Here is a 25876-nt window from a genome sequence, read left to right as displayed (position 1 = left end):
CGGTCTGGCTATGCTGGGACCGAAATCTTCCCGTCGATCCGATCGGAGCGGCCGTGCGTGGGACCGGGCATCCGCTGGGGCTGCACCGGGTCGTCGAACCCGTGGGCGCGCTCCCGCAGGCCGCCGAGCGCCTCGACGCCGGCGCCGAGCTGTACTCCGACGAGGTCCGGATCGAGGTCGAGCGGCTCAACCTCGACGCGGCGTCCTTCCGGCAGCTCTCCGAGGCGCACGGCGGCGTCGGGGCGGCCGTCCGCGCGGAGGTGCTCGCGATCGTCGAGCGCCGGGGCAAGATGCACAACCCGGTCACCGGCTCCGGCGGCATGCTTCTCGGCCGGGTCGCCGAGGTCGGCCCCGACAGCCCCCTCGGACTGAACGTGGGCGACCGCGTCGCCACCCTCGTCTCCCTCACGCTGACTCCGCTCACCCTCACCGACGGCCTGACCCGCTGGGACGGCCGCAGCGAGCAGGTGCCGGCCGCCGGGCACGCGATCCTGTTCGGCCGCTCGATCGCCGCCGTCCTCCCCACCGACCTGCCGCCCGGGACCGCCCTCGCCGTCCTCGACGTCTGCGGCGCCCCCGCCCTGACGGCCCGCGTCGTCCGGGACCGCGGGGCGCACGCCGTCGCCGTCCTCGGTGCGGCCGGCAAGAGCGGCTGCCTCGCTCTCGCCGCGGCCAGGACGGCCGGGGCCGGGCGGCGCATCGGTCTGGTCCGGGACGACGACGAGGCCGCGGCGCTGCGGGCCACCGACCTCGCCACCGACGTCGCCGTCGTCGACGCGCGGAACCCGGTCGCGGTCCTCGACGCCGTGCACTCCCGCGGTGGACCGGTCGACGTCACCGTCGTCTGCGTCGACATCCCCGGCGCCGAGGGCGGCGCCGTCCTCGCAACCCGTGACCGCGGCACCGTCGTCTTCTTCTCGATGGCGACGTCGTTCTCCGCCGCGGCCCTCGGCGCGGAGGGCCTCGCCGCCGACGTCGAGATGCTCGTCGGCACCGGCTACACGCCCGGCCACGCCGAGCTCGCCCTCGACCTGTTCCGCACCGAGCCGGGCGTGCGTGCGCTGTTCGCCCGGCGTCTCGAGACCACTGACAGCATTGAGGAGGCCGTCGCGTGAAGCTCGACCTCGACCCCGACCTCGCCGCGCGGGCCCGGAGTCTCGCCCGGGCCGCGGGGGAGCCGATCGTCGACCTCGCCCGCGCCCACACGACGACCTCGGTCGAACGTGCGGTGCTCCGGCTCGCCGGCCTCAACGGCGCCGACCCGGACGGCCGGCCGTGGGCCAACCACGTCGTCGACGCGGTCCGCGACCAGATCGGCCTGGAGCACGGCGTCGCGCTGCCGGTGTGGGACGCGGTGCGCGAGCACGGCGACCTGCACGCCCTGGCCGCGGGCGTCCTCCGGGGCGAGGTCCGGTTCCGGATCCCGACCGGCAGTGCCGCCCGCGAGGCCCGCAGCGCCGCGCGCGTCGCGGCGGCCGGCGGCGTCGCCCGGATCGACGCCCGGCGCCGCGAGCGCGAGCGGCTGGTCGGCGAGATCGGCGACGCCCCGCGCCGGCCCTGGATCTACCTGATCGTCGCGACCGGCGACATCTACGAGGACATCCCGCAGGCTCAGGCGGCCGCGCGCGAGGGCGCCGACGTCGTCGCGGTGATCCGCTCGACGGGTCAGTCGTTGCTCGACCACGTCCCCGAGGGTGCGACGCGCGAGGGCTACGCCGGCACCTACGCCACCCAGGAGAACTTCCGCCTGATGCGCGCGGCGCTCGACGACGTCTCGCGTGAACTCGGACGTTACGTCCGCCTGACGAACTACGCCTCCGGCCTGTGCATGCCGGAGATCGCGGCGCTCGCCGGTCTCGAGCGGCTCGACATGATGCTCAACGACTCGATGTACGGGATTCTCTTCCGCGACATCAACCCGATCCGCACCTTCACCGACCAGCGGTTCGCGCGCCAGATCCACGCGCGCGCCGGGATCATTATCAACACCGGCGAGGACAACTACCTGACGACGGCGGACGCCGTCGAGGCCGCGCACACCGTGACGGTCAGTCAGTTGCTCAACGAGTACTTCGCCAAGGAGGCCGGGCTCGAGGACTGGCAGCTCGGTCTCGGGCACGCCTTCGAGATCAACCCCGCGCTGCCGGACTCGTTCCGCCTCGAGCTCGCCCACGCGATGCTCGCGCGCGCCCTGTTCCCGGACGCGCCCCTGAAGTGGATGCCGCCGACCAAGCACATGACCGGCGACATCTTCGCGGGCTACCTCCTCGACGGGTTCTTCAACCTCGCCGGGGCGCTCACCGGCCAGGGCATCCTGCTGATCGGCATGATGACCGAGGCCGTCGTCACGCCGTTCCTCTCCGACCGGGACCTCGCGCTCCGCAACGCGCGGTACGTCCTCGACGCCGCGGGCCGCCTCCACGAGGACCTGCAGCTCGCGCCGGACTCGTTCGTCGCACAGCGGGCCCACACCGTGCTCGGCGAGGCGGTGGACCTGCTCGAGCGCATCGGCGCCGAGGGGCTGCTGGCGGCGATCGGCGACGGCACCTTCGGGCTGATGCGCCGCCCGGCCGACCGTGGCAAGGGCCTCGACGGCGTCGCGGAGAAGGCCGAGGGCTACTGCAACCCGGTCGCCGAACTGCTGGAGCCGGACGTTCGGGAACGTGCGGCATGACGGAGGGTCAGATGCAGGATCAGCGCCTCGTCCGGCCCTACGGGGACACCACCGACGACGGGATGATCCAGGTCTCGTTCACCCTGCCGGTCCCGCACGACGCGCGGGCCGAGGCGGCTGCGCTGCAGCTCGCCGCGAAGATGGGCCTCGACCCGGCGATGGTCGTCCACGCCCGGGGCATGGGCCCGGACTTCACGTTCTTCGTCGTCTACGGCCGCTGCCGGCACGCCGTCGACCTGGCGGAGATCACCGTGACCGAGCGCGAGTACCCGCTGCTCACCCCGGCCGAGGTCAACGCCGCGATCCGGACGACCCTGCGCCGCAAGCTCGTCGTCGTGGGCGCCTGCATCGGCACCGACGCGCACACCGTCGGCATCGACGCGATCCTCAACATCAAGGGCTTCGCGGGGGAGAAGGGGCTGGAGTACTACCGGGAGATCAAGGTCGTGAACCTCGGCGCGCAGGTCGAGATCGACGCCCTCGTCGAGGCCGCACGGGACTCCGCCGCCGACGCCGTCCTGGTCTCCCAGGTCGTGACCCAGAAGGACGCCCACCTGGCCAACACGCGGGCGCTGGTGGGCCGGATGAGTGAAGTCTTCGGACCGGGCCGGCGCCCCCTGCTCGTCGTCGGTGGCCCGCGCTTCGACCCGGCCGCGGCGGCGGACCTCGGCGTCGACCGCATCTTCACGCGCGGCACGACCCCGCGTGAGGTCGCCGGCTACCTCGTCCACGCCCTCGCCTCAGCCAGGATCGCGGCATGAGTGAGCCCCGTACCGCCAGCACCGGCCGCGCCGCCGTCGGGACCACCGTCACCCACCGCCGGTACGTCTCCCACGCCGAGGCGCACTACGGCGGTGCCCTGCTCGACGGCGCCTACGTCCTCGGCCTGTTCGGCGACGTCGCGACGGAGATGTGCCTGCGTACCGACGGTGACGAGGGTCTCCTGGCCGGGTACTCGAGCATCGCGTTCCGGGCCCCGGTGAAGGCGGGCGACGTCGTCGAGGTCACCGCCACGATCACCCGCGTCGGCACCCGGAGCCGCACGCTCGACCTGCGCGCGTACGTGTGCTGCCGCGCCACGCCCGAGGTCTCGGAATCGGCCGGCTGCGTGCTCGACCCGCCGCTGCTCGTGGTCGAGGCGGTCGCCGACGTGGTGGTGCCCCCGACCGCGTGACCGTTCGGCGCATTCCGCGAAATTTCTCTTCCGTTCGCCGGTACGACTGACCTGCGACGTTGCGCAACGTCGCAGGTCATCGCCGGGTTGAGAAGGGGCGATTCGCCCTAGTACGTTTCCGCACGTCCAACGCAGGACGACCAGTGAGGATCGCCGCCGGAACGACGACTCCATGCGCGGGCCGAAAAGGTGGTTGCACCGCCACCGGCGCCAGGTACGCCAGGGTGTTCGGAGTTGTCGCGAAGGTGAAACGACCGGCACGGGGTTGGGCCCGAGAGGAGTCTGGAGACCAGTAGACAACGGAGTGCGGGTTCGCAGCCATCGATCACGCGCCCGGTCCGAAGGCTCTCCAGGCACCAATCGCGAACGTTCCTGAACCCGACAGTGCGGGGCCGGACCTATCGTCCGGCCCCGCCGCTGTCTTCATGGCGCGCTCCGCTCCGAGCGGCGGCTTCGCTCGCAGGTGACGCACTGTCAGATTGTGGAGCCTTGGGCTGGCCGCGGCCGGTGAGGGCGGCGAGCCACTCCCGGAGCGCGGCGGCGGGGGTCAGCGGCTCGGGGCGGCGGGTCAGGCCCTGGGTGTGCCGGACCAGGGCCCAGAGCAGCGTCCCGAGGACGAGGGCGGCGGCGAGCCAACCCAGCAGGGCGCCGTTCCCGACGCCGAGCAGCTTGAGCGCCGACGCGGTGAGCACGATGACCAGCGCCCGCCGGATCACCGCCTGGGACGCGTGGGACGAGACGCGGGCGCCGACGTAGACGCCGGGGATCGCGCCGATCAGCACGGAGGAGGCGACCTCGAACTCGAAGTCGCCGAACAGCAGGTGCCCGACGGCGGCCGCACCGACGAGGGGGACCGCCTGGACCAGGTCCGTGCCGACGATCTCGGCCGCCTTGAGGCCCGGGTACAGGAACAGCAGCGCGACGATGATCAGCGAGCCGGAGCCGACCGAGGTCATGCCGACGACGACCCCGCCGACCACGCCGATCAGCAGCGTCGGGATCGGGCGGATCACGACCGCCGGCGGGGTGTGGTCCGCGGAACGGGCCTTGGTCCGGATCGTCTGCAGGGACTTGAGCACGATCCCCGCCGCCGCGAGGAGCAGCGCCCAGCCCAGGGCGTGTTTGACGAACGACTGGAGTTCGGCGTCGTCACCGCCGAGGGCGCGCAGCAGCAGGACACCGCCGAACGCGGCCGGCACCGACCCGAGGGCGAGCCAGGTGACGAGGGGGACGTTCACCGTCCCGCGCCGGGCGTGGACCGCGCCGCCGATCGGCTTCATCACCAGCGAGACGACGAGGTCGCTCGACACGGCCGTCAGCGGGTTGACGTTGAAGAAGATCACCAGAACGGGCGTCATCAGCGCGCCGCCGCCCATGCCGGTCAGACCGACGATGAAGCCGACGAACAGGCCGGCGAGGGCCATCATCGGGTCGAGGTCCACGACAGGCCCCCTCCCCGAATTCAACCGCGCGACAACACCCGAAAGCCCTGATTGTCACTGAGGTTAGTTCACAACAGGGCGCCGGGGTGCGCGAACCGCGAGTCAGGCGTGGGGGAGTCCGGCCGCCTTCCAGGCGGAGAACCCGCCGATCACGTCGGTGGCCCGCAGGCCGAGATCCTGCAGGCTCGCGGCGGCCAGGCTGGAGGTGTAGCCCTCGGAACAGATCACGACCACGGACAGGTCGTACGAGGCGATCGGCAGCCGGGCGTCGCTGCGCGGGTCGAAGCGCCACTCGAGCACGTTGCGCTCGATGATCAGCGCGCCGGGCACGGAGCCCTCCGCCGCGCGCTGCGCCGCCGGCCCCGCGCTCAGGATGCTGACCGCGCTCACCAGTCGGTCCCGGCGCGCTCGGTCGCCACGGGGACGAGGTGTCCCTCGACGAGCGCGTACCGGGTCATCGACTCCAGGCGCAGTGCGTACACGTGCAGGCTGACCGCCGGTTCCGCGGCGTCGTTGCGGACGCGGTGGACGTGGTCGGCCCCCGCCGAGCCGCCGTGGTCGTGAATGTCGGTGCCCTGGCCCGGTAACCAGGTGAGCAGCCAGGCCGGTGCCAGCGGACGGGGTCGAAAGCAAGTAACTCAACCTAATAACTGTGGTATCCCGCATCACGTCGCGGCGGAGGAAGACGCTGCGTTGTACCGTGCAATCCGGTTCCGCGCGGCGCTTGGAGGAGGTCCGGTGCGACCTCGTCTGTCCCTGGCGATCCTCGCCGGGATCGCGCTCGCGCTCGCGTTCCCGCCCTACGACCTGTGGCCGCTGGCGTTCCCGGCCGTCGCCGCGCTCAGCCTGCTCGTCCGGGACCTCACGCCGAAACGGGCCGCCGCCGTCGGCTACGTCTACGCCCTCGCGTTCTTCCTCACGCTGATCCGCTGGCTGCACGTCATCGGCTGGGACGCGATGATCGTGCTCTCGCTGCTTGAGTCGGCGTTCTACGCCCCGGCCGCGGTCGCGATGGCCTGGAGCTACCGGTACCGCGCGTGGCCGCTGGTCCACGCCGGGCTGTGGGTGCTCGTCGAGGCGCTGCGCTCGCGCCAACCGCTCGGGGGCTTTCCCTGGGGCAAGCTCGCGTTCGGGGTCGTCGACTCCCCGCTGGCGGCGCTCGCGTCGATCGGCGGCAGCCCGCTCGTGAGCGCCGGCGTCGCGGCCGTCGGGACCGCGCTCGCCGCCGGATTCCTCGCCGTCCGCGCCGGCCGGGTCCGGCCCGCGGGCGTGCTGGCGGGCGGGACGCTCGCCGGCGTCCTGGCCTGTCTCGCCGTCCCGCTGCCGACCTCGGGCGGGTCGAGCGCCACCGTCGCTCTCGTCCAGGGCAACGTGCCGCGCGCGGGCCTCTCGCTGGCGGCGCAGCGCGACGCGGTGCTCGGGAACCACCTCGCGGCCACGCACCAGCTCGCCGCCGACGTCCGCGCCGGCAAGGTGCCCGCGCCGCAGATGGTGATCTGGCCGGAGAACGCCTCCGACGAGGACCCGTTCCGCGACCCGGACGTCTTCACGCGCATGAACGACGCCGTCCGGGACGTCGGCGCCGACACCCTGATCGGCACCGTGCTCGACGCCCCGCCGGACCACGTCACCAACACTGCGATCGTCTGGTCGCCGACGTCCGGCCCGGGCCAGCAGTACACGAAGCGCAAGCTGGTGCCGTTCGGCGAGTACATCCCGCTGCGGGACCTGATGACGAAGTTCATCGGCCGCCTCGCCTTGATCCCGCGCGACTTCCGGCCCGGGACGGAGTCCGGCGTCCTCGACCTCGGGGGCACGCGGGTCGGGGACGTGATCTGCTTCGAGGTCGCGTTCGACGGCCTCGTCCGGGAGACGGTGCGCGACGGCGGGAAGCTGCTCGTCGTCCAGACCAACAACGCCACCTACGGGCGCACCGGCCAGCCCGAGCAGCAGCTGGCGATCTCGAGGCTCCGCTCGATCGAGCACGGCCGCGCGATGGTGATCGCCGCCACCAGCGGGATCAGCGGCGTCATCCGGGCGGACGGGAGCGTGCAGCACCGCACCGAGGAGTTCACCCAGCGTGTGATCGTCGCCGAGGTGCCGCTCCGCGGCGCGCAGACCCTCGCGACGCGGCTGGGGGCCTGGGCCGAGCTCGCGCTGTGCCTGCCCGTCGGTGTACTGCTCGTCACCGCGTGGCTGCGCCGGTTCCGCGCCCGACGTGCGACTGACCCGGTTACGGTGGCTTCACCATGAGTGAGCCCGTCCAGCCGTCGGTGCTGGTCATCGTCCCGACCTACAACGAGGCGCCCAACATCCTCGCGGTGACCGCGCGGCTGCGGGAGGCCGTCCCGTACGCGGACGTCCTGATCGCCGACGACAACAGCCCGGACGGCACCGGCGACCTCGCCGACTCGCTCGCCGCCGCCGACGACCGCGTGCACGTTCTGCACCGCGCCGGCAAGGCCGGTCTCGGGGCCGCGTACCTCGCCGGCTTCGCCTGGGGTCTGGACCGCGGCTACGACGTCCTCGTCGAGATGGACGCCGACGGCTCACACCGGCCTGAGGACCTGCCCCGCCTGCTCGCGGCGCTCAAGGACAACGGCGGCACGGCCGACCTCGTCCTCGGCTCCCGCTGGGTGCCCGGCGGGGCCGTCGTCAACTGGCCCGCGACGCGCAAGCTGATCTCGCGCGGCGGGACCCTGTACGCGAAGTTCGCGCTCGGCATCCCGATCCGCGACGCGACCGGCGGCTTCCGGGCGTTCCGAGCGGACACCCTCCGCGGCCTCGACATGCACGACGTCGCGTCCCAGGGCTACTGCTTCCAGATCGACCTCGCCTGGCGGGCCGTCCAGCGCGGGTTCGCCGTCGTCGAGGTGCCGATCACCTTCGTCGAGCGCGAGCACGGCGTCTCCAAGATGAACCGCGGCATCGTCGTCGAGGCCCTCTGGCGCGTCACCACCTGGGGCGTCGCCCACCGGGTCGCCCGGCTCCGCCGCGGCGACCGCGCCGCGCCCACCCCGCCCGCCCGGGTCTGACCCGGCTGCGCCCGGGACGTCATCCCGTGGGGGTGGGGGAGGATGGGCGCCATGCCGTTGCTCGTGGTCCTCGCCCTGCTGATCGTCCCGATCGCCGAGATCTACGTGATCGTGCAGGTCGGCCAGGAGATCGGCGCGGGCTGGACGATTCTCCTGCTGATCGCCGACGCCGTCCTCGGCAGCTGGCTGATCAGGCGCGAGGGCCGGCGGGCCTGGCTCGCGCTCCGGGAGAAGGTGAACAGCGGCGGGCTGCCCGCGAAGGAGCTCGCCGACGGCGCGCTGATCCTCATCGGCGGCACGCTGCTGCTGACGCCGGGCTTCCTCTCCGACATCCTCGGGTTCTTCTTCGTGCTGCCGTTCACCCGGCCGCTCGCGCGGCGCGGCCTGATCGCGTTCGCGAAGCGCTACTTCGTCGTCGTCGGCCCCGGCAGGCCCACCGGCCCGGGTGGGTTCGGACCCGGCGGCCCGTTCGGCGGGTTCGACGGCTTCCCCGGCCCTGGCGGCCGCGGTCCCGGGGGTGGCCCGGGGCGGCGCCCCGGCGACGGCCGCGGCGACGTCATCCCCGGCGAGATCGTCGACGAGTAATCCACATATCCACAGGCGGGGTTGTGGAGAACCGGCTCCAGATGTGGAAAAACCCCACCAGGGGTGACACCCCCTGGTGGGGTTTTCTCGCGGGTCTGTTCGGTCGCGCGGTCGGCGGGCGGGCGTGTCGGTCAGGCCGACTTGCGGGTGGCCGGGTGGCCGGGGATGCCGCCGGCGCGGAGGACGGCCAGACGCTCCTCGAGGATCTCTTCGAGCTCCTCGCGGGTCCGGCGCTCCATCAGCATGTCCCAGTGGGTGCGGGCCGGCTTGCCCCGCTTGTCGTCCTGCTCGGGGTTGTCGGCACGCAGTGCGACGTTGCCGCAGACGCGGCACTCCCAGACCACCGGAACCTCGTCGGCCTCGGCCGAGAAGGGCACCTCGAACGCGTGCCCCTTCGGGCAGGCGTAGCCCACGACCTGGCGCGGGGCCAGTTCGATGTCCCGGTCGGTCTCGTAGCTCGTCGCGCCGAGCCGCGAGCCGCGCAGTGCTCGCTCACTCATGTTCGCCGCCTCCTGGGCCTCAGGCCCTCTCGTGGCATCCCCCGGTTGGGAGCTACTCGTACTCGCTGGTACGAGCAACGACCCGATGGTGGAATCAATTCCCGGGAGCCGGTGTACGAAACCGTTTCGCCACCCTCTTGGTACCGCGTCCGGAGGTCGGCCGCCACTGAATTCCGGTCAAAGTTACCAACGCGTAGCGGCTTCCCAGTGCGACCACAGGGTTGCCACAGGAAACCCCGCCGAATGGCGGTATGCGCAGGTCAGCCCCGCAGCGCCCGGACGTCCAGCGTGAGGGGTCCGGCGGCGGGCAGCCCGAGCGCGGTCGCGAGCTCGGCCCAGGACTCCCAGCCCGCGGCGGCCGAGGTGGCGAGCGACACGGGACCGAGCACGGCCGCGGCCCGCGGGTCCTCGCTCGACCGGGGACGGGCGAAGCGGTTCAGCGGCGAGGGGACCGGCAGCGGCCGCGCGGGCGCGTCGGGGGCGAGCCCCGCGAGGGCCCGCGCCTGCGCGACGGCCTCCGGCAGCCCGCCGAAGGCGTCGACCAGCCCGCGCTCGCGGGCGTCGGCGCCGGTCCAGACGCGGCCACGCGCCGCCGCCTCGATCTCCTCCGCCGAGAGCCCGCGGCCGGCCGCGACCTTCGCGGTGAAGTCGGCGTAGACCCGATCGAGCCACTCGTCGAGCGCGGCGAGCTGGTCGGCGTTGAACCCGACGCGCGGCGACGACATCCGCGCGCGGGCACCGACGGCCACCGCGTCGTGGTCGATCCCGTGCCGGGTCAGCAGGTCGCCGACGACGAGCTTGCCGCCGAACACCCCGATGGAGCCGGTGACGGTCGTGGGCTGGGCGAGAATCCGGTCCGCGGCGATCGCGACGTAGTACCCGCCCGACGCGGCCACCGCACCCATCGAGACCACCAGCGGCTTGCCGGCGGCCCGCAGGCCCTGCGACGTCCGCCAGATCGAGTCCGAGGCGATGTAGGAGCCGCCGGGGGAGTCGACGCGCAGGACGACCGCGCCGACGTGGTCGTCGCGCGCCGCGGCCCGCAGCGCCGCGTTCACGGTGTCCGCCCCCGCCGCCGCGCCGAACAGGTTCCGGCCGCTGCGGCCGGACTTGATCGTGCCGCAGACGTCGACGACCGCGACGTGCCGCCGGTCGCGGGCGACGGCGGTCCGCAGCCGGGCGGCCGGGGTTTCGCCGAGCCGGTGGAGAAACCGCAGCTGCGCGCCGGGCAGCCGCGCGGTCAGGGCTGCGTACGCCTCGTCGCGGTAGCCGAGGTGGTCGACCAGGCGGGCGGCGAGGGCGTCCTCCGCCGCGATCGGCGCCCGGTCGACGAGGCGACGCAGTTCGTCGGCGGCCAGGCCGCGGCGTTCTGTTATCTCGTCGAGCACCGCCGCCAGGCTGGAGGTCACGAGTCGCGTCATCGCCTCGCGGTGCGGTTCGGTGTAGCCGCGTTCGGTGACCAGATTCGGCGCGTTCTTGTACTCGCGGCGGGCGCCGACCTCGGCGCGCAGCCCGAGCCGGTCGAACAGCTCCCGGAGGAACACGGCCTCGGCCGCCATCCCGGTGATGCCGACCTCCCCGGTCGGCTGCAGCCAGATCTCCGAGCACCCCGTCGCGATCAGGTAGCCCGAGGTCCCGCGGCCGAACTCGCCGAAGGTCTCCGCCCACGCGACGGTCGGCCGGCCGGACGCGCCGAACTCGGCGATCGCGTCCCGCAGCTCCTGCGCGTGGGCGAGGGGGTGGGACGTGCCGCCGGTGCGGACGATCAACCCGGCCACCCGCGGGTCCTTCGCAGCCCGGTGCAGGTCGGCCAGCACGGTGCGCAGTGCGGGCTGTCCGCGGCTCAGGGCCTTCGTCAGCGGCGCCTGCGGCGGCGGGTCGACGAGCGGGACGTCGAGGTCGAGCTCGAGCAGGAACGACGGGCGGCGTCCGGGCAGCGACATGATCGCCACCCTAGGCGGGATAGACCGAGGTCTCCGTCGCCTTCACCGTGGCCCAGACCTGCCGCCCGGGGACGAGGTCGAGGTCCGCGACGGCGCCGGCGGTGACGTCGGCGAGCACGTCCAAGGCACCCTCCAGCCGCAACCGCACCGCACCGGCGTGCAGCTCCATGTCGGTGATCTGCGCCGGGAAGACGTTGCGCGGCGTGCCGACCGGGCGCTCGGTGAAGACGCTGACCGCCGAGGGCGAGAACGCGACCAGCACCTCGATCGGGTCGTGCGGGGCGATGTGATCCATCACCGCGGAGATCACCGTTCCGTCCGGCAACCGGACGCCGGTGGTGTCGGCGACACCGCGGTAGAGGTTGAGCCCGACGAGCTGCGCGACGTAGTCGGTCTGCGGGTGGCGGGCGACCTCGGCGACCGGCCCACGTTGCACGGCCCGGCCCTCCTCCAGGACCAGGACGTCGGAGGCGAGCACCATCGCGTCGAGCGGGTCGTGGGTGACGAGCACCGTCGCGCCGCCGAACTCGGCCAGGTGCTTGCGCAGGTTCGTCCGGACGTCGAGCCGCGTGCGGGCGTCGAGGGCGGCCAGCGGTTCGTCCAGCAGCAGCAGCTTCGGTTCCGGCGCGAGAGCGCGAGCCAGGGCCACCCGCTGCGCCTGGCCACCGGACAACGAGCCGGGCTTCGTGCGCGCGTGCTCGGCGAGGCCGACGCGCTCGATCCACGTCGTCGCCCGCTCCCGCGCCTCGGCCTTCCCGACGCCGCGGGTCCGCAGCCCGAACGCGACGTTGTCGACCGCGGACAGGTTGGGGAACAGCCGGTAGTCCTGCCATACGACCCCGATCGGCCGGCGCTCCGGAGGGACGTGCACGCCCGGCCCGTCGAGCACCGTGCCGTCGAGCCGGACCTCGCCCTCGTACGGACGCAGCAGCCCGGTCAGCACCCGCAGGGCGGTCGACTTGCCCGCGCCGTTCGGGCCCAGCAGGGCCACCGTGCCGCCCGGCGGCACGGTCAGCCCGAGGTCCAGGTGGAAGCTCCCGCGGCCGACGCGGAAGTCCGCCGTCAGCCCGGTCACCGCGTCCGTCCCGGCGAGATCCAGTGCTCCCGCAGGCTCGCGAGCACGACGACGGAGATCACCATCAGCACGAGGCTCAGGGCGATCGCGGTGTCGGGGTGGCCGGCCTCGAGTTCGCGGTAGACGGCGGAGGGCATGACCATCGTCCGGCCCTCGAGGCTGCCCGCGAACGTGACGGTCGCGCCGAACTCGCCGAGCGCACGGGCCCAGCAGAGCACGGCACCGGCGGCGATACCGGGCATCACCTGAGGGAGCGTCACTCGACGGAAGGCGTACCAGCGCGTGGCGCCCAGAGTGCTGGCGGCCTCGGTGAAGCGGGGATCCGCGCCGCGGAGGGCGCCCTCCACCGCGATGATCAGGAACGGCATCGCGACGAACGTCTCGGCGATGATCACCGCGTTCGTCGTGAAGGGGAGCGAATAGCCGGTCCAGTCGTGGATGTGCTCGCCGATCACGCCCCGGCGACCGAGGGCCGCGAACAGCGCGACACCGCCGACGACGGGTGGCAGCACCAACGGGACGGTCACAAGCGCGCGTACGAGGCCGCGACCGCGGAACCGCCCGTGGGCGAGGACGACGGCGATCGGGACGCCGAGCACGAGCGACAACAACGTCGCCATCGACGCCGTGTACATCGACCGGGCGAGCGCGTCGCGCACGATCTCCCGGCCGAGCTGGTCCGGGAGTTCGGTCCACGGCGCCCGCACCATCAGCCCGACGAGCGGGATGATCAGGAAGACCAGGCCGATCCCCGCCGGCGCGAGGAGCAGCGGCGGGATCCCGGACCGTTCGCGGGGCGCGCGCGGAGGGCGGGCCCCGCCGCCCACGGGGCCCGCCCTCTCGCTCTCGGTGGAGACGCTCATCGCGCTCGCGATGCTGTCACGCCGTCGCTACGACGTCGGCGAGGCGGACGGCGACGGGCTCTCCGTCGCCCCGGGAGACTCGAAGCCCGCGGCCGTCAGCACGTCCTGCGCCGCGTCGCTCCGGAGAAACTCGACCCACTGGGCGGCGAGGTCCGCGTGCTCGGCTTCCTTGAGCGCGCTGATCAGGTAGTCGTTGATCGCGAGGTCGGACTCGTCGAACTCGATGCCCTCGACCTTGCCGGCGGCGGCCGAGAGGACGTCGGTGTGGTAGACCAGCGCGGCGTCGACCTCGCCGGCCTCCACCTTGGTGAGCACGGCCTTCACGTCGGCCTCGCGGGTGTCGGGCTTCGGCGTGATGTTCGCGGCGGCGAACAGCTTGTCCGCGGCGGCGCCGCACGGTGCGGTGTCGGCGCAGAGCGCGATGTCGAGGCCGTCGTCGGCGAAGTCCTCGATGTCGTCGACCTCGCCCGGGTTGCCCGCGGGGACCGCGATCTCGAGCCGATTCCTCACGAACGTCACCGCTTCACCGGCCCCGTTGCCGGCGTCGGTGACGGTCGTCATGGTCGCGGGCGACGCGGAGGCGAACACGTCCGCCGGTGCGCCCTCGTTGATCTGTGTCGCCAGCGTCCCGCTGGAGCCGAAGTTGAAGCGCACCGTCACGCCGGGGTGTTCGGCCTCGAATTTCTTGCCGAGTTCGGTGAAGGCCCCCGTCAGCGACGCCGCGGCGAACACCATCAGTTCACGGCTCTCGACCGCCGGGGTACTCGTGCCGGACGGCGACGCGGTCTCGTCGTCGTCGTCGTCGTTCGCGCACGCCGCGAGGGGGAGCGCCAGGGCGAGAGCGGCCACGACGGCGCAGCTGCGGCGGAACCGCGAGGAGCGGGGCATGGGGTCTCCAGAATCTCGAAGTGCGTGCGAAGTGAGGCGGCGTCAGTGGTGCTCGTGGCCGGGGGAGTTGCGCAGGACCCGGCCCGCCTTGCCGGTGGCCATCTCCGGGCTCAGCCGGAGCAGCGAGATCGAGGCGACGTCGTACACCTGGCGCGCGCCGTGATGATCGCCGGGCAGGACGATGCGGGGCCGGGTCAGCTTCTTGCCGTCCTCGGTCAGCGCCACGATCGCGCGCTTGTTCGCGAGTTCCGGGTCGAGTTCACCCCACGCGATCGCCGCCAGGAAGCCGTCGGTCGCCTGCACGAGGACGGCGTAGCGGAGCGGGTCGTGCCGATCGGAGCTGAAGTTCGGCTGGGCCGATCGCAGGACGTCCAACAGCAGCGGACCCGTGTACCGGTGGGTCTGCGGTCCGCCGCTGGTCTGGTAGGTCATACGCACCGCGCGCTGGTCGAAGCCGGCCAGGGCCGCACGAGAGATCGGCCCGCGGTCACCCACGGCGCCGTTGACGGTGACGCCTCGAAGCTTTGCGGCGGTGCCGGACGAGGAGTCGACGCTCGCGACGCCGGGCGCCGCGGCGAGCGTGCCTCCGGCGAGGACGCCGGCGACGACGACGGAAAGTGCTCGGGACATGGGGGAGCTCCAGCTCGGTCCGGACCGCACCGGCCCGGAGATCGGGGTCAGTCGGCGTCGGCGAGCTCGACGATGACGTTGGTCGACTTGACCATGGCGATCGCCAGGACGCCCGGCTCCAGGCCGAGGTCGTCGGCGGCCTCGCGGCTCATCAGCGAGACGATCCGGTACGGCCCGCACTGCATCTCGACCTGGGCCATCACGGTGTCCCGGACGACGTGGGTCACGATGCCGCGCATGCTGTTCCGGGCGGACGTGGTGACGGTGCGCTCGGGGTCCGGGTTCTCCGCCAGGGACCGGGCGAACGCGGCCAGCGCGGCCCCCTCGACGGTCCGGTGCCCGTTGGCCTCGCGGGTGGCGGGCAGGCGGCCGCTGTCGGTCCAGCGGCGCACGGTGTCGGTGCTGACCCCCATCAGGTCAGCGACCTCGCTGATGCGAAACGTGGTCACGACTGGAGTATTGCAGATGCGAGGCCAATCTGGCGACTGGTCCCGTCGATGCCAGGGTCAGCCGGGCGGCCGGCCCGACCCGGTCGGGGTCGGGACCAGCTCCGGCTCCTCCGGGGGAGGGGCGACCGGGAGGGTCTTTCCGGGCCGGGGGTGTGGCTCGAGCCGGAGCGGCTTGGCGATCCAGGCCGGGAGCCACCAGTTCCAGTCCCCGAACAGGGAGACCAGGGCCGGGACGAGCACGGCGCGGACGATCGTGGCGTCGAGGAGGATGCCGATGCCGAGGCCGGTCGCGAGCACCTTGATCTCGGTCCCGGGGGAGGCCGCGAGGGCGACGAAGGCGAGGAACAGGATCAGCGCCGCGCCGGTGACGAGCCGTCCGGTCCGGGCCAGGCCCTCGATGACCGCGGTGTCGGTGTGCCCGGTCCGGTCGTACTCCTCGCGCATCCGGGCGAGGATGAACACCTCGTAGTCCATCGACAGGCCGAACAGGAACGCGAAGATCACGAGCGGGACCCAGAACGTGATCGCGCCGGTGGCCTCGATGTCGAAGATCTGCTCCGAGCCGTACCCGTGCTGCCAGAACAGGACGGTCGCGCCGAAGGTCGCGGCCACCGAGAAGATGTTCAGCAGCACCGCCTTGAGCGGCAGCAGGATCGAGCGGAACGTCCGGACCAGCAGGAGAAATGTGACCAGCGCGATCAGCGCCAGGCTGTACGGGAAGTTCTTGTAGACCGCCTCGATGTAGTCCTGGATCGTCGGGCCGGAACCGGACAGGCCGACGACGCCGGGGATGCCCTCGAAGTTCGCGGCCAGCGTGTCGACGATGCCGGCCTCGGTCGTGTCGACGGTCTCCGCGTTCGGGATGACGTCGACGAGGACCGCGTCGCCGGTGCGCCACTGCTCGTTCGCCGGGGCGAACGCGGCGTAGACACCGTCCGTGGCCTCGGCCGCGGCGACGACCTTGCCCGCGGACTCGTTCGCCTCGGGGCCGGTGAGAAGCACCTCGATGGGGGAGACGACGCCGGGGGCGACGCCGCCGGAGTGCAGGGTCTGCAGGGCCTCGTAGGCCGTGCCGCCGCTCGCCAGGGACTCGGTCCGGGCCTGTCCGATCTTGATGCCGAAGATGGGTGCGGTCAGCAGCGCGAGGGCGATCGTCGCGAGACCGGCGGCGAGCCATCGGGAGCGGACGACGCCGCGGGCCCAGGCCGACCAGCCGCGGGACGGCTTGTCCTCGTGCCGGATCCTCGGCCAGTCGACGCGCGGCCCGATGCCGCCGAGGACGGCCGGCAGCAGCGTGCAGACCACGAGGGTGCTGATCACCGGGATGAGCATCCCGCCGATACCCATGCTGCGCAGCAGCGGCACCGGGATGACGAGCAGCGCGCACAGACTGATCGCGACGGTGCCGGCGCTCGCGACCACGGCGTGGCCGGCGTACTTCATCGCGATGACGACGGCGTCGTGGTTGTCCCGGCCGTGGGCTCGTTCCTCACGCCATCGGTTGACGACGAGGAGCGAGTAGTCGATCGCGACACCGAGACCGACGAGTGCGATCAGGAACTGCACGACGAAGCTGACGTCCATCACGTAGGTCGCGAGCAGCACGACCAGGAACGTGGTGAGGATCGAGACCGCCGCGATCAGCAACGGGATGAAGGCGAGCAGGCTGGCGAACAGGAACAGCAGGACGGCCAGGGCACCGAGGCCACCGATCATCGTCTCGATGAACAGGCTGGACTCCTCGTCGGAGTCCCCGCCCTCGGACAGCTTCCCGTAGCCGGTGGTCGCCCAGTCGATGTCGGTGTTCTCCATCGCCTCGTCGAGCGGCGGCTGGAGCTCCTCCCACGGCGCGTAGTCGAAGGAGGTGAACTCCTCCGGGTACACGTAGGCGAACATCGTCCGCCGGTCCTCGGTGAGGAACAGGTCCTCGTCGGCGGAGAAGTAGTCGGCGATCCGGCCGCCCGGGATGATCTCGCCCAGCTTGGCGAGCACAGGCTCGATGTCGGACGCGCGGTCGGGGATCGTCTGCCCCTCCGGCACCGTGGCGGTGACGATGACCGGCGTGTTCGAGGTCGGACCGCCGTTGCCGAACTCCTCGAGCACGTCCTTCGACGTCTCGTACCCCTGCTGGCCGGGCAGCGAGAAGTCGATGTTGAGCCGGTCCGGGACCTTGGCCGCAGTCATGCCGCCGATCACGAACATCAGCGCCCAACCGAGGATGACGAGCCGCCGATGCAGCAGCACGAAATGAGCGAGGCGTTCCACGAGTCCCCCCAAGGACGACGTGACGACGGTAGAGGAGCGCTGTTGAGGATGGCGGCGGCGCGCCCTCCCTCGCATCCGGGTTCTCCCGGATTCCTCCCCGCAGCCTGTCCCGCAACCCGTCCCGGACGGTCAGGCGAAGGTGCGAACCAGGTCAAGAACGGCTTCGGCGTCCGGGCCGGTCGCCGTCAGCCCGCTCTCGTCCCCCGGGATCCGTCGCGCCGCGACCTGACAGAACGTCATGGCGTCCCCGGTGACGGTGGTCACGGGGTCGGGATCGGCGAAGGTCCACGTCCGCCCCTCGGGGGTGGTGAGCACGACCGCGACCGGGCCGGTCAACTCCTGCCCGGCCTGGCTGAAGGCGTACGGGATGGTCCGCCACGCGAGCCGTGCGATGTGCCACATCCGCTCGCTGAACGGTTGCTCGACGCCGACGGCCGGGGCGATGTCACCGGTGTGGATCCAGCACTCGGCGAGGCGCGTGGTCGCCAGCGTCCGGGCCGGCAGGGTCCCGACGACCCATGGCACCTGTTCCTTCGGGTCCATCGCCCCGAGCGTCTCGACCACGGCGTCCGCGACGTCGGACCAGCGCGCGAGCAGCGCGTCCGGGGCCGCGCCGCGCTGGGACTGCACCGCGAGGTCGGCCAGGGCGTCCATCGAGTGCCGGCCCGAGTGGAGCGCGTCGAGGTCCCAGCCCGCCGCGCGGGCGCCGGCGTCGATGTTCCCGCGGGCGCTCGCGACCGCGACCTCGTCCGCCTGCGCGAGGTGCAGCACCACGTCGGCGACCGACCAGCCCGGGCACCGGGACGGCGCGTCCCACTGCTCGGGTCGCAGGTCGGTGAGCACGGCACGCAACTCGGCGTGCTGGGCGGCGAGGTCGGTCGTGATCTGTTGCATCGAACCTCCGGTCAGGGGACGGCGAAACCGGCGTCGACCGGTAGGGAGACACCGGTGACGTACTTGGCCTCGTCGGAGACCAGCCAGGCGACTGCGTTGGCGATGTCCTCGGGCTGAAGGATCGTCACGTCCAGCAGGTTCCCGACGTCGGCGCCGCTCTCGGGCGGCGGCTTGTCGGCGAACAGCGCGGCCATCGTGTCGTTGAGGACCATCGGCGTCGCCACGCCACTCGGGTGGATCGTGTTGACCCGGATCGCGTGCGGCGCGAGCCACCGGGCCCAGGCCCGCATCAGACCGACCTGGCCGTGCTTGGCGGCGGTGTAGCCGTCGGCGGTGCCGTTGCCGCCGCCGGTCCTCCCGGACAGGCCCATCACCGAGCTGATCAGCACGATCGCGCCGCCGTTGCCGGCCTCGATCATCGCCGGCGCGGCCGCGTGGACGGTGTTCCAGACGCCGGTCAGGTTGACCGCGATCTGATCGGTGAACGCCTGCGGGTCGCCGACGTCCCACGCCGGCAGCGCGATGCCGGCGTTGGCGATGACGACGTCGAGCCGGCCGAACTCCGCCACCCCCTGCGCGACGGCGGCCTTCATCGCCTCCACGTCGCGGACGTCCGCGGTCAGGCCCAACGCGCGGCGATCGGCCTGCTCGACCCCGGCCACCGTCTCGGCCAGCTCGGCCGGGGTGCCGAGCGGATACCCGACGCTCGGGATGTCGGCGCAGATGTCGAGGGCGAGGATGTCGGCGCCGTCCGCGGCCAGCCGGAGTGCGTGGGCGCGACCCATGCCGCGGGCCGCGCCGGTGATCAGGGCGACCTTGCCGTCGAGTCGTGCCATGCGGTGGAGCTTAGGTCCCGCAGAAGGTGACGTACTTCCCGCCGTTCGGGTCGGGCACGGCGTACTCCTCGGCACCCGGCTGCTCGGTGAACGGGTCGCGGACGACCTCGACCAGACGCGTCACCGGGCCGAGGTCGCCGCGCGTCGCCGCGGCCAGCGCCTCCTCGACCTTGTGGTTGCGCGGGATGTAGATCGGGTTGACGCGATCCATCGCGTCGGCGTCCGGCTGGCGGGCGAGCCACCGCTCGGCCCAGGCGTCGAACGCGTCGCGGGCGAGGAACGCGTCGCGCGCCGGAGCCGGGTTGCCGCGGGCCGCAGAACTGAGCGACCGCCAGAACGAGGTCCAGTCGACCTGCTCGGCGGCCATCAGCTCGAGGAGGTCCTGCACGAGTTGCCCGTCCGCGTCCGGATCCGACTCGGTCAACCCGAGCTTCGCGAGCACCCCCGCGCGCCACGCGTGGGCGAACCGGTCCGCGAACTCGTCGAGCACCGGCACGACGAGGTCGACCGCCTCGTCGGTGTCACCCCCGAGCAGGGGGAGCAGCGCCTCGGCGAACCGGGAAAGGTTCCACAGGGTGATCGACGGCTGGTTGGCGTACGCGTAGCGACCGCCGGAGTCGATCGAGGAGAACACGGTGGCGGGGTCGAAGGCGTCCAGAAAGGCACAGGGACCGTAGTCGATGGTCTCGCCGGAGATCGTGACGTTGTCGGTGTTCATCACGCCGTGCACGAATCCGAGGCACATCCACCGGGCGACCAGCTCGGCCTGACGCGTCGTCACGGCGTCGAGCAGCGCGACGTACGGCTGCTCGGCCTCGGCCGCCTGCGGGTGGTGGCGCGCGATCGCGTAGTCGGCGAGGCGCCGCAGGACCGTCTCGTCCCGCTTGGCCACCGTGAGCGCGGAGGCGTACTGGAAGCTGCCGACGCGCAGGTGACTGGCGGCGATCCGGACGAGGACGGCGCCGGGGAGCGCGCCCTCCTCGCGGTAGATCTGCTCCCCGGTGCCGAGGACGGCCAGCGCGCGGGTGGTCGGGACGCCGAGGGCGTGCATCGCCTCGCCGATGACGTACTCGCGCAGCATCGGGCCGACGGCGGCCTTGCCGTCCCCACCGCGGGAGAACGGGGTGCTGCCGGAGCCCTTCAGGTGCAGGTCGCGCAGGGTCCCGCGAACGTCGGTCAGCTCACCGAGCAGCAGGGCGCGACCGTCGCCGAGTCGGGGGGAGTAGCCGCCGAACTGGTGACCGGCGTAGCCCTGCGCGATCGGGACCGCGCCCTCGGGCAGTTCCGCCCCGAGCAGGAAACGAACGCCGGCCGGGCTGCGCAGCCACTCCGGGTCGAGTTTGAGCTCCCGGGCCAGGTCGTCGTTCAACGCGAGCAGCGACGGCGAGGGGAACTGCGCGGCCTGCCAGGCGACGTAGAGGCCCTCGAGGTCCCGCGCGAACGAGCTCTCGAGACGGATGTCGGGCGCCGCGACGGAAGTCATACGCCGAGGCTACGTCCGCGGAGAGAACTCAGCGGGTGCGCCCGGCGTAGCGCTCCTCACGGCGGCGGGCCAGCAGGGCGAGCGGGTCGTTGTGCGGGTTGAGCTGCGGCGGGCCCCAGATCGTGAAGACCCCGCGCTTGATCCGGTACGAGATCCGCCACGGGATGTCCTCGTACCAGCGCGGCTCGTACGTGCCCGGCGCGAGTTGGCGGGCGCTGATCACCGCCGCCTTGGGCTCCTTCTTCACGATCGGAGCGGTGCGGTTGTCCTGGTAGAGCGCGTTGCTCTTCCCGTGCTCGTCAGCGTCGTTCGCCATGGCTCCATAGTAGTCTAATGATTTGTGCCCTAACAAAATGGGGTGCATCACAGCCGCACCCGGCCGACGACGCCGCAGGGGAGACATGACGACGCACGCGCCCGACGGGGTGGACGGGATCCTGGACCCGGGAGGAGGCGATCGGGGGGACATCGACCTCGGGGAGAACCCGCTCGCGCTGGACCGCCAGGTCTGCTTCGCCCTGGCGGTGGCGTCCCGGTCGGTCATCGGCATCTACCGGCCGCTGCTCGAACCGCTCGGTCTGACGCACCCGCAGTACCTGGTGATGCTCGCGCTCTGGGACCGCGAGCCCCGGACGGTCAAGGACATCGGCGCGACGCTGCGGCTGGAACCGGCGACGCTCTCGCCGATGCTCAAGCGGCTGGAGTCCCTGGGGTACCTCAGCCGCCGCCGGAGCTCGCAGGACGAGCGGGCGCTGTCCGTCGAGCTGACGGAGGTCGGACGGGCCCTGCGCGCCGAGGCCGAGAAGATTCCGTACGCGGTCGTGCGCCGGCTCGGGGTGGGCGTCGAGGACCTGATGGCCCTGCACACCGCGCTCGGCGACGTCATCACCGCGGCCGAACGAATCCCCGACTGAGCCAGGTTCGCACCGTACGATCCCGCGGGTGAGTACGCCCGCCGAGGAGCAGCGCCTGCGGGACCTCGTGCTGCTCCGCAAGGTCCGCGACCGGATGGACCGCGAGTACGCCCGTCCGCTCAACGTCGAGGAACTCGCGCGCGGCGTCCACATGTCCGCCGGCCACCTGAGCCGCGAGTTCAAGCGGGCCTACGGCGAGTCGCCGTACTCCTATCTGATGACCCGCCGGATCGAGCGGGCGATGACGCTGCTCCGGCTCACCGACCGCAGCGTGACCGACATCTGCTTCGCGGTGGGCTGCTCGTCGCTCGGCACGTTCAGCACCCGGTTCACCGAGCTGGTTGGAGTGCCGCCGAGCGTCTACCGGCGGGACGGCGCGCCGGTCGACGGCGCCATGCCGCCGTGCGTCGCCCGCACGGTCACCCGACCCGTCCGCGTCAGACCGGTCAGGAATCAAGAAGCGCCGCCCGGGGAGCCGCGGACAGCATGAGTGACATGGACATCAACATTTCCGCCACCTTCCTCCCGCACAACGACACCGACGCCGCGCTGGCGTTCTACCGCGACCTCCTGGGCTTCGAGCTTCGGAACGACGTGGGCTACGAGGGCCTGCGCTGGCTCACCGTCGGCCCGCCCAACCAGCCCGACGTGAACATCGTGCTGCACCCGCCCGGCGCCGACCCGGGTGTGACCGACGAGGAGCGCCGCGTCATCGCCGAGATGATGGCCAAGGGCACCTACGGCGCGATCATGTTCGCCACCAAGGACCTCGACGGCGTCTTCGCCAAGCTCGAGGCCGGCGGCGCCGACATTCTGCAGGAGCCCATCGACCAGGACTGGGGCTCGCGCGACTGCGCGGTCCGCGACCCCGCCGGGAACACCGTCCGCATCCAGCAGATCGGCTGACATGACGTCGACGTCCAGGAAGGCGACCACCCGCATGGCCCAGCACGCCGCCGACTCGCACGACCGGATCCGCGTCCACGGCGCACGGGTGAACAACCTCAAGGACGTCAGTGTCGAGATCCCGAAACGCCGCTTGACCGTGTTCACTGGCGTCTCGGGGTCAGGCAAGTCCTCGCTGGTCTTCGGCACGATCGCGGCCGAGTCGCAGCGGATGATCAACGAGACCTACTCGGCCTTCGTGCAGGGCTTTATGCCGACGATGGCGCGGCCCGACGTCGACGTTCTCGACGGGCTGACCACGGCGATCCTCGTCGACCAGGAGCGGATGGGTGCCAACGCCCGCTCGACCGTCGGCACCGTCACCGATGCGAACGCGATGCTGCGCATCCTGTTCAGCCGACTGGGTCAGCCCCACGTCGGCTCGCCCCAGGCCTTCTCCTTCAACGTCGCCTCGGTCAGCGGCGCGGGTGCGATCACGGTGGAGAAGGGCGGCCGGCAGGTGAAGGAGCGCCGCAGCTTCACCGTCACCGGCGGCATGTGCCCGCGCTGCGAGGGCATGGGCAAGGTCTCCGACTTCGACCTCGCGGCGCTCTACGACGAGAACAAGTCGATCAACGACGGAGCCATCACCATCCCCGGTTACTCCATGGAGGGCTGGTACGGGCGCATCTTCAACGGGTGCGGGTTCTTCGACTGCGACAAGCCGATCCGCAAGTTCACGAAGAAGGAGCTCGACGCCCTCCTGTACAAGGAGGCCACCAAGATCAAGGTTGAGGGCATCAACCTCACGTACGTCGGCCTGATCCCGCAGATCCAGAAGTCCTTCCTGTCGAAGGACGTCGAGGCGATGCAGCCGCACATCCGGGCGTTCGTCGAGCGCGCGGTCGTGTTCGCGACCTGCCCGGAGTGCGACGGCACCCGCCTGGCCGAGCACGCGCGCCGGTCGAAGATCTCGGGCATCAGCATCGCGGACGCGTGCGCCATGCAGATTTCCGACCTCGCCGCGTGGGTCCGCGGCCTGCAGGAGCCGTCGGTCAAGCCGCTTCTGGACAACATCCAGCACACGCTGGACAAGTTCGTCGAGATCGGCCTCGGCTACCTCTCGCTCGACCGGCCGTCGGGGACGCTGTCCGGGGGAGAGGCGCAGCGAACCAAGATGATCCGGCACCTCGGGTCGTCGCTGACCGACGTGACCTACGTGTTCGACGAGCCGACGATCGGCCTGCACCCGCACGACATCGCCCGCATGAACGACCTGCTGCTGCAGCTGCGGGACAAGGGCAACACCGTCCTGGTCGTCGAGCACAAGCCGGAGGCGATCGCCATCGCCGATCACATCGTCGACCTCGGCCCCGGCGCCGGTTCCGACGGTGGGGAGGTGGTCTACGAGGGCGACCTCGACGGGCTGCGGGGCTCCGACACCCTGACGGGGCGTCACCTGGACGACCGCGCGGCGCTGAAGGAGACGGTCCGGGAGCGGACCGGCGTCCTCGAGGTCCGCGGCGCCGACCTGCACAACCTGCAGAAGGTCGACGTGGACATCCCGCTCGGGGTCCTTGTCGTGGTGACCGGTGTGGCGGGCTCGGGAAAGAGCTCGCTGATTTCCGGTTCGGTCGCCGGCCGCGACGGGGTCGTCGCGATCGACCAGGGGGCGATCAAGGGCTCCCGGCGCAGCAACCCCGCGACCTACACGGGGCTGCTGGAGCCGATCCGCAAGGCGTTCGCCAAGGCGAACGGCGTGAAGCCGGCGCTGTTCAGCCCGAACTCCGAGGGTGCCTGCCCGACCTGTAACGGCGCGGGCGTGATCTTCCACGACCTGGGCGTGATGGCGCCGGTGTCGACGGTCTGCGAGCAGTGCGAGGGCAAGCGGTTCGACGCCTCGGTGCTCGACTACAAGTTCGGCGGCAAGGACATCAGCGAGGTCCTCACGATGTCCGTGGCCGACGCTGAGGCGTTCTTCGCCGACGGCGACGCGAAGACACCGGCCGCCCACGCGATCCTCGCGCGGATGAAGGACGTCGGCCTCGGCTACCTGACGTTGGGTCAGCCATTGACGACGTTGTCCGGGGGAGAGCGCCAGCGGCTCAAGCTCGCCACGCACCTGGGGGAGAAGGCCGGGGTCTACATCCTCGACGAGCCGACGACGGGTCTGCATCTCGCCGACGTGGAGAACCTGCTCGCGCTGCTCGACCGGATCGTGGACTCGGGCAAGTCGGTTCTCGTCATCGAACACCACCAGGCGGTGATGGCCCACGCGGACTGGATCATCGATCTCGGTCCGGGTGCCGGCCACGACGGCGGTAGTATCGTCTTCGAGGGCACCCCGGCCGACCTGGTGGCCGCCCGCTCCACCCTCACCGGACAGCACCTCGCGGAGTACGTCGGGGCACAGCTCACACGCCCGCGGCGGTCCGCCAACGGCCGGGGGAGAGTCCGTGCAGGGCGCGAAAGCGCCGGCTGAAGTAGGTGGGGTCGCCGAAACCGACCCGGCCGGCGACGGCTTCCACCGACAGGTCGGTGGTGAGCAATAGTTCGCGCGCGGCGGCCATGCGGCGTTCGGTGATCCAGTCCAGGACCGTGCGGCCGGTCCGTTGCCGGACCAGGGTCGTCAGATAAGTGGGCGTGAGCGACACGGCCTCCGCGACGTCGGAGGTGCTCAGCGGTTCCGGGTAGCGCTCGTCGATGAGCTCGAAGACCTGCGCCAGCAAGGTCTCGCCCTGGTGCCGCAGCCCGGCGGCGTACGGCGCCGCGAACCGTGCGAGGTCGATCAGGGTCACGTGCAGCAGGGCGGCCAGCACCTCCTCCCACCCGTCGACGCGTTCGGTGTGCTCGCGTTCCATCTCGCGCATCCGGGCGACCCACTCGTCGCGGCGATCGACGGGAACGACCAGGTGCGCGTACCGCGGTCCGCGGCCGGCGAGCACGAACGGCGTGAGCAGGGGATTGGACCACCAGAGCCGGCCGGTCGTACCGGCCCGGCCGGCGGCGGCCGAGTCGACGGTGATCAGCGCCGCCGCGTCGAACTCGATCGCCCAACCGCGGGCCCCGGCGATGCCGCTGGCGTCGTGCACCACACCCGGTGTCACGAGCAGGACGTCACCGGCCTCGACGGCGAAGGCGCTGTCGCCGAGTCGGTCCACACCCGAGCCCTCGGCGTAGAACATCAGTTCCAGGTTCCCGTGCCGGTGCGGGCCGAGGAGGACGCGGTCGTGCGAGGCGTCGAAGGGGAGTACCCGCACACCGGCGGGTCCGGTCCCGGTGTGACGTGCCGTCAGAACGGGGAGGTCCGGCTCGGCCAGAGCGCGCACCTCCCCGGAGTG

Annotated in this window: 26 protein-coding genes; 11 read left to right on the top strand and 15 right to left on the bottom strand. The window is 72.0% G+C overall.

What is annotated here, in order from left to right:
* Window positions 1-53: 53 nt before the first annotated feature.
* Genes kdd through kal form a run of 4 tightly spaced genes read left to right on the top strand, consistent with a single transcriptional unit; the run spans window position 54 to window position 3848 of the window.
* Window positions 54-1115 carry an L-erythro-3,5-diaminohexanoate dehydrogenase gene (gene kdd / locus SPOPO_RS0121670; RefSeq protein WP_019877192.1) on the top strand — a complete coding sequence of 354 codons (1062 nt, stop codon included), beginning with the start codon at window positions 54-56 and terminating at the stop codon, window positions 1113-1115.
* Window positions 1112-2674 (top strand): lysine 5,6-aminomutase subunit alpha, encoded by a 1563-nt coding sequence (gene kamD / locus SPOPO_RS0121665; RefSeq protein WP_019877191.1) that lies wholly within the window; start codon window positions 1112-1114, stop codon window positions 2672-2674. Before kdd ends, kamD begins: the two co-directional genes overlap by 4 nt.
* Window positions 2675-2685: 11 nt before the next feature.
* A complete protein-coding gene (gene kamE / locus SPOPO_RS0121660; protein ID WP_156870113.1) occupies window positions 2686-3435 on the top strand; it encodes a lysine 5,6-aminomutase subunit beta in 750 nt (249 codons plus the stop codon).
* Complete coding sequence (gene kal / locus SPOPO_RS0121655) at window positions 3432-3848, top strand: 3-aminobutyryl-CoA ammonia lyase (protein WP_019877189.1); 417 nt, start codon at window positions 3432-3434, stop codon at window positions 3846-3848. The genes kamE and kal overlap by 4 nt, the downstream gene beginning before the upstream one ends.
* Before the next feature lie 398 nt (window positions 3849-4246).
* Here kal and SPOPO_RS0121650 read toward each other — a convergent pair whose 3' ends face one another.
* Both SPOPO_RS0121650 and SPOPO_RS36180 read right to left on the bottom strand, forming a co-directional pair.
* The gene (locus tag SPOPO_RS0121650; RefSeq protein WP_019877188.1) at window positions 4247-5290 is read right to left on the bottom strand and encodes a sulfite exporter TauE/SafE family protein; all 1044 of its coding nucleotides are present in this window, start codon (window positions 5288-5290) and stop codon (window positions 4247-4249) included.
* 102 nt (window positions 5291-5392) lie between these two features.
* Window positions 5393-5881, bottom strand: a complete 489-nt coding sequence (locus SPOPO_RS36180) for a rhodanese-like domain-containing protein (RefSeq protein WP_425424161.1) — start codon at window positions 5879-5881, stop codon at window positions 5393-5395.
* Between the two features lie 147 nt (window positions 5882-6028).
* Here SPOPO_RS36180 and lnt point away from each other — a divergent pair, with 147 nt between their 5' ends.
* The 3 genes from lnt to SPOPO_RS33140 are packed head-to-tail and all read left to right on the top strand — an operon-like array spanning window position 6029 to window position 8910.
* The gene (gene lnt, locus SPOPO_RS0121640) at window positions 6029-7543 is read left to right on the top strand and encodes an apolipoprotein N-acyltransferase (RefSeq protein WP_019877184.1); all 1515 of its coding nucleotides are present in this window, start codon (window positions 6029-6031) and stop codon (window positions 7541-7543) included.
* Window positions 7540-8325 carry a polyprenol monophosphomannose synthase gene (locus tag SPOPO_RS0121635; RefSeq protein ID WP_019877182.1) on the top strand — a complete coding sequence of 262 codons (786 nt, stop codon included), beginning with the start codon at window positions 7540-7542 and terminating at the stop codon, window positions 8323-8325. The genes lnt and SPOPO_RS0121635 overlap by 4 nt, the downstream gene beginning before the upstream one ends.
* 51 nt (window positions 8326-8376) lie before the next feature.
* Window positions 8377-8910, top strand: a complete 534-nt coding sequence (locus SPOPO_RS33140) for an FxsA family protein (RefSeq protein ID WP_019877181.1) — start codon at window positions 8377-8379, stop codon at window positions 8908-8910.
* Window positions 8911-9041: 131 nt separating this feature from the next.
* On the opposite strand, the gene SPOPO_RS0121625 is transcribed toward SPOPO_RS33140, so the two are convergent.
* From SPOPO_RS0121625 to SPOPO_RS0121570, 12 genes are all read right to left on the bottom strand, one after another.
* Window positions 9042-9410, bottom strand: coding sequence for an RNA polymerase-binding protein RbpA (locus tag SPOPO_RS0121625; protein WP_019877180.1), 369 nt, complete (start codon window positions 9408-9410; stop codon window positions 9042-9044).
* 260 nt (window positions 9411-9670) lie between these two features.
* The gene (locus SPOPO_RS0121620) at window positions 9671-11353 is read right to left on the bottom strand and encodes a S49 family peptidase (protein ID WP_084671832.1); all 1683 of its coding nucleotides are present in this window, start codon (window positions 11351-11353) and stop codon (window positions 9671-9673) included.
* Between the two features lie 10 nt (window positions 11354-11363).
* Window positions 11364-12428: an ABC transporter ATP-binding protein gene (locus SPOPO_RS0121615; RefSeq protein WP_019877178.1), complete on the bottom strand. Its 1065-nt coding sequence runs from the start codon at window positions 12426-12428 to the stop codon at window positions 11364-11366.
* Complete coding sequence (gene modB / locus SPOPO_RS31000) at window positions 12425-13291, bottom strand: molybdate ABC transporter permease subunit (RefSeq protein WP_084671407.1); 867 nt, start codon at window positions 13289-13291, stop codon at window positions 12425-12427. The genes SPOPO_RS0121615 and modB overlap by 4 nt, the downstream gene beginning before the upstream one ends.
* A gap of 27 nt (window positions 13292-13318) precedes the next feature.
* On the bottom strand, window positions 13319-14179 hold the full coding sequence (gene modA / locus SPOPO_RS0121605) for a molybdate ABC transporter substrate-binding protein (RefSeq protein WP_019877175.1): 861 nt from the start codon (window positions 14177-14179) through the stop codon (window positions 13319-13321).
* Window positions 14180-14221: 42 nt separating this feature from the next.
* On the bottom strand, window positions 14222-14809 hold the full coding sequence (locus tag SPOPO_RS33135) for a hypothetical protein (protein ID WP_019877174.1): 588 nt from the start codon (window positions 14807-14809) through the stop codon (window positions 14222-14224).
* A gap of 47 nt (window positions 14810-14856) precedes the next feature.
* Window positions 14857-15258 (bottom strand): TOBE domain-containing protein, encoded by a 402-nt coding sequence (locus tag SPOPO_RS0121595; RefSeq protein WP_033385144.1) that lies wholly within the window; start codon window positions 15256-15258, stop codon window positions 14857-14859.
* 57 nt (window positions 15259-15315) lie between these two features.
* Window positions 15316-17535 carry an MMPL family transporter gene (locus SPOPO_RS0121590; RefSeq protein WP_211210941.1) on the bottom strand — a complete coding sequence of 740 codons (2220 nt, stop codon included), beginning with the start codon at window positions 17533-17535 and terminating at the stop codon, window positions 15316-15318.
* Window positions 17536-17652: 117 nt separating this feature from the next.
* Window positions 17653-18417 carry a maleylpyruvate isomerase family mycothiol-dependent enzyme gene (locus SPOPO_RS0121585; protein WP_019877171.1) on the bottom strand — a complete coding sequence of 255 codons (765 nt, stop codon included), beginning with the start codon at window positions 18415-18417 and terminating at the stop codon, window positions 17653-17655.
* A gap of 11 nt (window positions 18418-18428) precedes the next feature.
* On the bottom strand, window positions 18429-19253 hold the full coding sequence (locus SPOPO_RS0121580) for a mycofactocin-coupled SDR family oxidoreductase (protein ID WP_019877170.1): 825 nt from the start codon (window positions 19251-19253) through the stop codon (window positions 18429-18431).
* 10 nt (window positions 19254-19263) lie between these two features.
* Window positions 19264-20736, bottom strand: a complete 1473-nt coding sequence (locus SPOPO_RS0121575) for a protein adenylyltransferase SelO (protein ID WP_019877169.1) — start codon at window positions 20734-20736, stop codon at window positions 19264-19266.
* 28 nt (window positions 20737-20764) lie between these two features.
* The gene (locus tag SPOPO_RS0121570) at window positions 20765-21052 is read right to left on the bottom strand and encodes a hypothetical protein (RefSeq protein ID WP_019877168.1); all 288 of its coding nucleotides are present in this window, start codon (window positions 21050-21052) and stop codon (window positions 20765-20767) included.
* An 85-nt stretch (window positions 21053-21137) separates the two neighbouring features.
* On the opposite strand from SPOPO_RS0121570, the gene SPOPO_RS0121565 reads away from it, so the two are divergent.
* The 4 genes from SPOPO_RS0121565 to SPOPO_RS0121550 are packed head-to-tail and all read left to right on the top strand — an operon-like array spanning window position 21138 to window position 25017.
* On the top strand, window positions 21138-21650 hold the full coding sequence (locus SPOPO_RS0121565) for a MarR family winged helix-turn-helix transcriptional regulator (RefSeq protein WP_019877165.1): 513 nt from the start codon (window positions 21138-21140) through the stop codon (window positions 21648-21650).
* A 28-nt stretch (window positions 21651-21678) separates the two neighbouring features.
* On the top strand, window positions 21679-22140 hold the full coding sequence (locus SPOPO_RS0121560) for a helix-turn-helix transcriptional regulator (RefSeq protein WP_019877163.1): 462 nt from the start codon (window positions 21679-21681) through the stop codon (window positions 22138-22140).
* Window positions 22141-22145: 5 nt separating this feature from the next.
* Window positions 22146-22556: a VOC family protein gene (locus tag SPOPO_RS0121555; protein ID WP_019877162.1), complete on the top strand. Its 411-nt coding sequence runs from the start codon at window positions 22146-22148 to the stop codon at window positions 22554-22556.
* A 1-nt stretch (window position 22557) separates the two neighbouring features.
* Window positions 22558-25017, top strand: coding sequence for an ATP-binding cassette domain-containing protein (locus tag SPOPO_RS0121550; RefSeq protein ID WP_084671404.1), 2460 nt, complete (start codon window positions 22558-22560; stop codon window positions 25015-25017).
* Here SPOPO_RS0121550 and SPOPO_RS30990 read toward each other — a convergent pair.
* Window positions 24950-25864 (bottom strand): AraC family transcriptional regulator, encoded by a 915-nt coding sequence (locus SPOPO_RS30990; RefSeq protein WP_019877160.1) that lies wholly within the window; start codon window positions 25862-25864, stop codon window positions 24950-24952. The two genes, SPOPO_RS0121550 and SPOPO_RS30990, sit on opposite strands and share 68 nt — an antisense overlap.
* Between the last annotated feature and the right edge of the window lie 12 nt (window positions 25865-25876).

Origin of the sequence: Sporichthya polymorpha DSM 43042, assembly GCF_000384115.1 — a bacterium.
In the GTDB taxonomy this organism is placed as follows: Bacteria; Actinomycetota; Actinomycetes; order Sporichthyales; family Sporichthyaceae; genus Sporichthya; species Sporichthya polymorpha.
Note: the sequence above shows the minus strand (reverse complement) of the source record. Positions and strands in the feature narration are given on the sequence as shown.